Origin of the sequence: Nocardia exalbida NBRC 100660 (assembly GCF_000308575.1) — a bacterium.
Lineage (GTDB): Bacteria > Actinomycetota > Actinomycetes > Mycobacteriales > Mycobacteriaceae > Nocardia > Nocardia exalbida.
This window is the reverse complement of the sequence record NZ_BAFZ01000093.1, coordinates 102,577-110,662: the sequence shown is the minus strand read 5'-3', so window position 1 is coordinate 110,662 and position 8,086 is coordinate 102,577. Positions and strand designations below refer to the sequence as shown.

General features: G+C 71.4%; 6 protein-coding genes. 1 reads left to right on the top strand and 5 read right to left on the bottom strand.

Going from position 1 to position 8,086, the window contains the following annotated elements; genetic code table 11:
- The 5 genes from ON29_RS23000 to ON29_RS22980 all read right to left on the bottom strand — a co-directional run.
- Nucleotides 1-3,503 (bottom strand): ABC transporter ATP-binding protein (locus ON29_RS23000; RefSeq protein ID WP_051175499.1); only part of this gene is annotated, 3,503 nt, incomplete at its 3' end.
- Nucleotides 3,504-3,553: 50 nt separating this feature from the next.
- Nucleotides 3,554-4,336 carry an ABC transporter permease gene (locus tag ON29_RS22995; protein ID WP_040869364.1) on the bottom strand — a complete coding sequence of 261 codons (783 nt, stop codon included), beginning with the start codon at nt 4,334-4,336 and terminating at the stop codon, nt 3,554-3,556.
- A complete protein-coding gene (locus ON29_RS22990; RefSeq protein ID WP_040869362.1) occupies nt 4,333-5,322 on the bottom strand; it encodes an ABC transporter ATP-binding protein in 990 nt (329 codons plus the stop codon). The genes ON29_RS22995 and ON29_RS22990 overlap by 4 nt, the downstream gene beginning before the upstream one ends.
- A complete protein-coding gene (locus ON29_RS22985) occupies nt 5,319-6,044 on the bottom strand; it encodes a hypothetical protein (protein WP_051175493.1) in 726 nt (241 codons plus the stop codon). Before ON29_RS22985 ends, ON29_RS22990 begins: the two co-directional genes overlap by 4 nt.
- Before the next feature lie 149 nt (nt 6,045-6,193).
- Nucleotides 6,194-7,219 (bottom strand): glutathione S-transferase family protein, encoded by a 1,026-nt coding sequence (locus ON29_RS22980; RefSeq protein ID WP_040869358.1) that lies wholly within the window; start codon nt 7,217-7,219, stop codon nt 6,194-6,196.
- Nucleotides 7,220-7,257: 38 nt separating this feature from the next.
- Between ON29_RS22980 and ON29_RS22975 the strand changes: the two genes are divergently transcribed.
- A complete protein-coding gene (locus ON29_RS22975) occupies nt 7,258-8,052 on the top strand; it encodes an enoyl-CoA hydratase/isomerase family protein (protein WP_040869357.1) in 795 nt (264 codons plus the stop codon).
- The last annotated feature ends 34 nt before the right edge of the window (nt 8,053-8,086 follow it).

The window sequence follows — 8,086 nt, the reverse complement described above, 5'->3', positions numbered from 1 at the left end:
AGTTCGGCGCGGGCGAGGGCGATCAGCTGCCGCTGCCCGGCCGACAGGCCGCGCCCGCGCTCACCGACCGGCTGGTTCATCCCCAGCGGAAGGGCGGCGATCATCTCCGTCGCGCCCACCGCGGCGGCGGCCGCGGCGATCTCCTCGGGTGTGGCAAATGGTTTCCCGAATGCAATGTTGCTCGCCACGTCGCCGGTGAACAGGTGAGCTTCCTGGGGGACGATGCCCAGCCGAGAGCGGTACTGGGCGAGGCGGTAGTCGCGCACGTCGACGCCGTCCACCCGGATCGCGCCTGGGGCATCCGCGGCCACTCCGGCTTCGCTTTTCGGTGCGGCGGCCGCAGGCCCTGCTTCACCGGCGGAACCGGCGTCCGGGGGCAGGTCGTACAGCCGTGCCAGCAGCTTGACGACGGTCGACTTGCCCGCGCCCGTCGGCCCGACCAGGGCCAGGGTGGAGCCCGCCGGAATGTGCAGCGAGACGCCGTCCAGCGCGGGAACGCGACTGCCCGCGTAGTGGAAGCGGACGTCGTCGAACATCACCTCACCGCGCAGCCCGCCGTCGATGGGCACCGGGTCGGCCGGATCGGCGGCGATCGAGGAGGGCGTGCGCAGCAGGTCCCCGATCCGCCGTAGGCCGACCCTGGCCTGCTGGTAATTGTCGAAGACCTGGGACAGCTGCAGGATCGGCACGAACAGCAGCTCCAGATACAGCACGAAAGCCACCAGCGTGCCCGCGCTGGTGGCGCCGGTGGCGACTTCGCGGGCCCCGAAGTACACCACCACCGCCAAGGCCACGTCCGCCCATCCGACGACGAACGCGAAATACAGCGCGATCGCCCGCTGCGCCCGCAACCGGCTGTTGCGGTAACGCTGGGAGTACTCGGCGAATCGACGGGCGGCGCGTGGCTCGTGCCGGTTGGCCTGCACCGCGCGCAGGCCCGTCACGTTCTCCTGGAAGTCGGCGTTGACCGCCGACACATGCTCGCGCGACACGGTGTAGGCGGTGGACGACACCCGCCGGAACAGCACCGTCGCGATCGCCAGGGCGGGCACCGTCGACAGCACGGCCAGCGCCAGTGAGACGTCGATGACCAGCAGCGCGGCCGTGATGCCGACCAACGTCAGCAGGCCGATCAGGCTGGTGGCGACTCCGGTCTGCAAGAAGGTCGACAGCGCGTCGACGTCGGTGGTCATCCGCGTCATGATCCGCCCGGACAGCTCGCGCTCGTAGTAGTCCAGGCCGAGCCGTTGCAGGTGCGCGAAGCTGCGCACACGCAGGGCGAACAGCACCCGTTCCCCGGTGCGTGCGGTGAGCATCGTGGTGGCCGCGCCGACCGCCCAGCCCGCCCCGGCCAGGATCGTGCCGAGCAGCGCCGCGCGGACCAGCGCCCCGGCGTCGTCGCCGAGCACGCCGCCGTCGATGGCGTAGCGCACCAGCGGCGGGAAGGCGATCGCGATGATCGCGTCCGCGGCCAGCAGCGCGATCACCGTCAGGACCAACGCGCGGACCGGCCGCAGTAAACGGGTGAGCCGGAACGCCGGATCCGGCTCGCGGAGCCGCTCCGCGTCCATGCCCGGCTGCTCGGTGGCGGGCGGGAGGAGCCCGATGGTCTTGCGCAGCTCGGGTGTCTCGCTGATGTCGGCCGCCGCGCTGCCGAAGCGGCGACCGGAGGGACCGTCGAGCGCTCGCCCCCGGGGGACCGGCGTGGCGGCCGGGTCCGGCTCGGCAGCGAGGTGCCCGGCGGGAGCGGGCAACCGGATCACGCGGTCGGCGTGGGCCAGCGTCGACTCCCGGTGCGCGAGGATCAGCGTGGTCCGTCCACCGTTGTCGGGCAGGGCATCGAAGATGGCGGCTTCGGTGACCGCGTCCACCGCGGAGGTGGCGTCGTCGAGCACCAGGATGCGCGGGCGGGCCAGCAGCGTTCTGGCCAGCGCGATCCGCTGGCGCTGACCGCCGGAGAGGGTAAGGCCGCGCTCGCCCACCACCGTGTCGTAGCCGTCGGGCAGTTCGGCGATGAAATCGTCGGCCGCGGCCTGGACGGCGGCCTGCCGGATCTCCTCGTCGGTGGCTTCCGGCCGTCCGAGCGCGATATTGGCCGCGATGGTGTCGGAGAACAAGAACGGATCGTCGAAGACGACGCCGATGGCGGCGCGCAGGTCGGCGGCGCGCACGTCGGCGATGTCGACGCCGACCGTTTCGGCGGTGTGGGTCCCGGCGGGCGGGTTCGCCCGGGTGTCGGAGCCTGCGTGCGACGCGGTGGCGTCGGTGAACAGCCGGATACTGCCCGCGTCCGGCGCGTAGAAGCGGGGGAGCAGCAGGGCGAGCGTGGACTTGCCCGACCCCGCCGGGCCGATGACCGCCACCGTCTCGCCGGGCCGTACGCGCAGATCCAGCTCGCGCAGTACCGGCCGGTCGGGGTCGAAACCGAAGCTCAGCGCATCGATCTCGATGCCGAGCGGTCCGTCCGGCAGTTCCACCGGGTGGTCGGGCTCGGCGATGACCGGCGCGGTGTCGATCACCTGGAACACCCGCTCGGCCGCTGCCCTGGTCAGCTGGGCCATGACGATCACAGAGGAGAGGATGCGCGCGGTGCCGGTCATGACGGCGACATACGCGGCGAACGCGACGAAGGTGCCGATGCCGATGCTGCCGTGCAGCGCCAGCAGTCCACCGAGCGCGATGACGGCGACCATGCCGATCTGCGGAATCGTCGCGACCGACGGCGCGAACCCGGCATCGATCCGCGCGGCGCGCATCCGCTCCGCGAACAGCTTGCGCCCGTGCCGCTCGAGCAGATCGACCATGCGCGCTTCCTGGCCGAACCCTTTGACCACCCGCACGCCGGTGACCGTCTCCTCGACGTGCTGGGCGAGATCGGCGGCGCGCTGCTGCGCCGACCAGGTCGCCGCGTGCAGGCGCGGCCGCATGCGGTAGACCACCACGCCGATCGCGGGGACCACCAGCAGCGCGACGGCCGCCAGCGGCGGGGACAGCCAGATCATGACCGCGGCGGCCAGGCCGAACTCCAGCAGTGCCATGCCCGAGAGCGGCACCATCGCCAGCAGGCCCTGGACCAGCTGGAGATCGGTGATCGAGCGCGAGACCACCTGCCCGGTGCGCAGCGTGTCCTGTCCGACGCCGTCCAGCCGCTGCAAGGCGCCCAGCAGTTGCACGCGCAGCGTGTGCTGCACGTCCAGGGACAGTCGCCCGGCCAGCCAGCGCCGCCCGAACCCGGCCGCGGACCGGCTGACGGCCAGTATCAGGATCAGTCCGGCCACGGCGCTGATCGCCGCCGTGTCACCGATCCCCGCCGCGTCGACGGCCCGTTTCGTCAGCAGCGGCCCAGCGGTCTCGACGACCGCCCCGCCGGCCACGGCCGCCGCCAGTCCGCCCAGCACCGCGCGGTGCGGTAGGCATTCCGCCCACAGCCTGCGTATCCAGCCGGGTCTACGTCCCCCGTCCACGTCGTTCGCTCGCCCCCTTTGTCGTACCGCGTTCGTCATCGACGGTACCGACACCGGCCGACAAGCCGTTGTTCCCTACCAGCCGCGGATCACAGGTCGCGGGTGCGCAGACTCCACCAGCTCGCGGCGCCCAGGCCGATGGTCCACAGCAGCAAGACCACGACGGCGGCCGGGGTCGGGGCGAGTAGATCGCTGTCGGGGTAGGAACCCACCGCCACGGTGCCGACGGTCGCGGAGACGGGCAGCAGGGTGACCACGCCCGGAATGCCGAGGCCGCGGGCGATCAGCCAGATCAAGGGTTCGGCGAGCACGATCCAGCCGAGCAGCAGCGGCACGGCTCTGGTCGAGGATTGCAGCAGGATGCCCGCGCTCGCGCCGATCAGCGACCAGCAGACCGCCGCGAGCAGCCCACCGCCGAGTACCGCGAAGAACTCCCCGGTGACGGCGACCTTGCCGTGTCCGACGCCGAACAGGGCCCCGACCGACACCAGCTCGACCGCTACCGCCGCCGCCAGCGCAGAACACCCGATGACCAGGAATTTCCCGGCGGCGAGCCGGTCGCGGTCCGCGGTGAACAGAGCGGTCACCGCCATGCTGTGGTACCGGTACTCGGCGCCGGTGCCCACCGCTCCGAAGACCGCGGCCGCGAGCACGACCAGCGCCAGCGCGACGTAGAGCCCGATCGTCGCCGCGCCGGTGGCGGGCTGGCCGCGCGGATCCGGCGGCCCGGCCAGGCTCGCCGACACGAGGCTCGCGAACAGTGTCACGGCGAGCAGCGCGGCGGCGAGCGTCCTGGCGCGCGGCATCGTGACGACCTTGCGCACCTCGGAGTTGACGTTCGGCACCAGGTCCGCGGGCAGGATGGTGATCATCGTGGGATTCCGTAGGGCGTCGGCGAGGGTGGCTGGGCGCCGGGCGCGGCGAGACCCGGATAGTGCGGCGCGGGCACGGCGGTGGGTTTGGTCAGCGACGCGAGCACGCGGTCGGGATGGATCGGGTCGGCGACGATGCTATCGATGCGCACCTGCGCCGCGGTGGCGGCCGCGCGGATCTGCGCTTCGCTCGCTTCGGCGACGGCGAGGCGACCGTCCGGCCGGATCACCGCGTCGGTGAATCCCTGTGCCGCGAGCATGGTGGCCAGCGCGATGGGCGTGGACGCCGCGACCACCAGACGGTCCGGGTGCCCGCGCCGCAGCCGCGCCGGAGTGCCCTGGTACACCACCGTGCCCTCGTTCAGGACGACCAGCTGGTCGGCGGCGGGCAGAACGGCGCCGAGGCTCTCGCTGGTCAACAGGACACTGCCGCCGCGGCGGGTGTGCCCGCGCAGGAAGTCGTGCAGCCAGCCGCGTTCGGCGGCGTCGAGCCCGTCCATCGGATCGTCGAGCACCAGCAGCGGAGGATCGGCGAGCAGCGCGGTGGCCAGGGCCAGCCTGGTCTGCTGCCCGATCGACAGGACGCCGGTCTTGGTCGTGGCGTGCCCGTCCAGCCCCACCAGGTCGAGTACCTCGGTCACCCGGCTGTCGGCGACGTTCGCCGCGGCGGCGTGGATCCAGAGGTGCTCTCGCGCGGTACGGGCCGGAGGCAGTCCGCGGCGCGCGAGGACGCCGCCGATCACGCTCGCGGAGCCCCTGCCGTCGCGCCGGGCACCGGGGCCGCCGACGGACGCGGTTCCGGAGGTGGGGACGACCAGTCCGAGCAGCACCCGCAGGATCGTGGTCTTGCCCGCGCCGCGCGGACCCACCAGCGCGGCGATGGCTCCGGAGGGCACGGTGAAGCTGACGTCCGCCACGGCGGTCGCCAGTTCGTACCGCTTGGTCAGTCCCTGGACCGCGAACGCGATCGGCAGCGTCCCGCTCATCGTGGCTCGGCCGGAGGTCGCGGCTTGACCGGGTCGATCGCGGTGAACGGATCGGCGTCGATGATCAGGTGCCCGGGCCAGGTGGCAGGCGGCTTCCCGAATGCCTTGCGCGCGTTGTTGATCGTGGCCTTGCCCAGGGCACGGTTGCCCGCGCCGCCGATCACGGCGCCGATGCCCGCGGGCAGCACCTTGCCCGCCATCAGCGCGGCGCGCTTGGTGATGAACCGGATGATGAACCGCTTCAGCAGCGAATCGTTCATGCTCGACAATCCGGGGATGCGGTTGGCGAAGGCCGAGCCCCAGTTCTTCGCGGAACTGCCCACGCTCTTCTGCACGATCTGCATGCCGCTCTCGCCGAGCACGACGGCCAGCACCAGCGCCCTGCGCTGTTCCTGGTCCTCCGGCGAGATACCGTGCACCGCGGCCACCGCCAGGGTGAACACCGCCGAGGCCTCCATGAAGAAGGTGGTCTCCGCGCTGACGGCGGCGATGGCCGCGACGGTGCCGACGCCGGGAACGGCCGCCGTCGCGCCGACCGCGCTGCCGCTGCCGGTCACCGCGAGCAGGTACTGCTTCTCCAGCCGGTCGATGATCTGCGCGGGACTGTCATCCGGATGGGAGCGACGAATTCGGTCCACGTACTTGGCGACCGCGGGGGCCTGCAGGCGGGACCCGGTGTCGAGCAGTTCGACCACCGTCTTCTCGAACGCGCCTTTGAGCATCGGCGGCATCCTCCTCTTCCGGTCTGCTGGGTAGAACTGTATGGCACCGGTTGCCGTCAGCTCGTCATGACAACGAAGTACCCAGCCGCATCGGTTCCACCGGCGGCTGCCTCGCTTTCGTCCGGACGGGTGTCGTCCGGACGCGCCCGTTACGCGGGAGTGCCGATCGCGGGCACGCGTTCGCCCGACGGCGGAGGGGGCGGCGGGGTTCCGTCACCGAACGGCCTGCCGCCGAGGGCCTCCCGGCCGTGCGGGGTGAGCCAGTTCGCCGGATCGGGGCCTTTGGGAACTATCCCGGTCGGGTTGATGTCGCGGTGCACCACGTAGTAGTGCGTCTTGATCTGCCCGAAGTCGATCGTGTCGCCGAACCCGGGGGTCTGGTACAGATCGCGCGCGTACGCCCAGAGCACCGGCATCTCACTGAGCTTGGACCGGTTGCACTTGAAGTGCCCGTGATACACCGCGTCGAAGCGGACCAATGTGGTGAACAGCCGGACATCGGCCTCGGTGATCGTGTCGCCGACCAGATACCGTTGCGCGGCAAGGCGTTCGGAGAGCATGTCCAGGCGGTGGAAGAGCCGGTCGTAGGCGGCCTCGTAGGAGTCCTGCGCCCCGGCGAACCCGCAGCGGTAGACGCCGTTGTTGACGTCGCGGAACACCGCGAGGTTCACCTCGTCGATCTCCGCGCGCAGCGGCTCCGGGTACAACTGCGGCGCGCCGGGCCGGTGGTGCGCGGTCCACTCGGTGGAGAAGTCGAGCGTGATCTGCGCGTAGTCGTTGGTGACGACCTGCCCGGTCGGCACGTCCACGACGGCGGGCACCGTGATACCCCGCGGATAGTCCGGGAACCGGGCCAGATAGGCGTCGCGCAGCCGGGGGATGCCGAGTACCGGGTCGACGCCGCCGGGGTCCAGATCGAAGGTCCAGCTGAGCTTGTCGTGCGTGGGCCCGCACAGTCCGAGCGAGAGCACCGGCTCGAGTCCGAGCAGCCTGCGCACGATCAGCGTTCGATTGGCCCACGGGCAGGCGCGCGCCGCGACCAGCCGGTAGCGCCCCGGCTCGACGGGGTAGCCGTCGCGGCCGTCGGCCGTGATCCGGGTGGTGATGTAGTTCGTGTCCCTCTTGAACTCGCCGGGTTCGACGTAGGAACCGCGCTGGCTGGCCGACTTGGTCACATCGACAGTCTTCCAGATCGATTTCGTACGCTGACCGGATGAGTGAAACGAAGGCCACCCGGCTGGAACGTGTCCGCACCGACGACGGCGCGGAGGTGGCGACCCTCACCCTCGCCCATCCGCCGCTCAATCTCTTCGATCGGGCGATGCTGGACGCGCTGATCGCCGATATCGCCGAGCTGTCGGCGCGGCCGCCGCGCGCCCTGCTGCTGCGCGCCGAGGGCAAGGTGGTGTCCGGCGGGGTCGACGTGCACGTTTTCGACGGACTGACCCCGGAGCAGGGCGCCGAATTGTGGCGCACCCTGTTCGCGCAGATCATCCACCCGCTGGAGGCGCTGCCGTGCCCGGTGGTGTTCGCCGCGCACGGGTTGACCCTGACCGCCGCCTTCGAGATCGCGCTCGCCTGCGACATCCTGCTCGCGGCGCCGAAGGCCCGGTTCGGATTGGTGGAGATCGTGGTCGGGCTGACCCCGTCGATGGGCGGGCCGCAGCGCCTCGCCGAACGCGCGGGTTCCGGACGGGCCCGCGAGTTCGTGATGACCGGCGACCTCTACGACGCGGCGACGATGGCCGAGTGGGGCGTGGTCAACGCCGTGCACGAAGACCTCGACGCGGCGGCGAAAGCGCTGACCCACCGGCTGGCCGATGGCCCGACCAAGGCGAACGCGGCGACCAAGAAGATCATCGAGGCCTGGCGTTCCGGTGGTGTGGCACACGCTGATTCGGTGACGCCCGAGGTGTCGGGAGCGCTGTTCGACACCGAGGACCTGAAGGGCGGGGTGCGCAGTTTCCTCGAGCAGGGTCCGGGGAAGGCCCGCTACTCGGGGCGGTGACAGCTGGGACACGTTCATCGCCTATCGCAGCGAA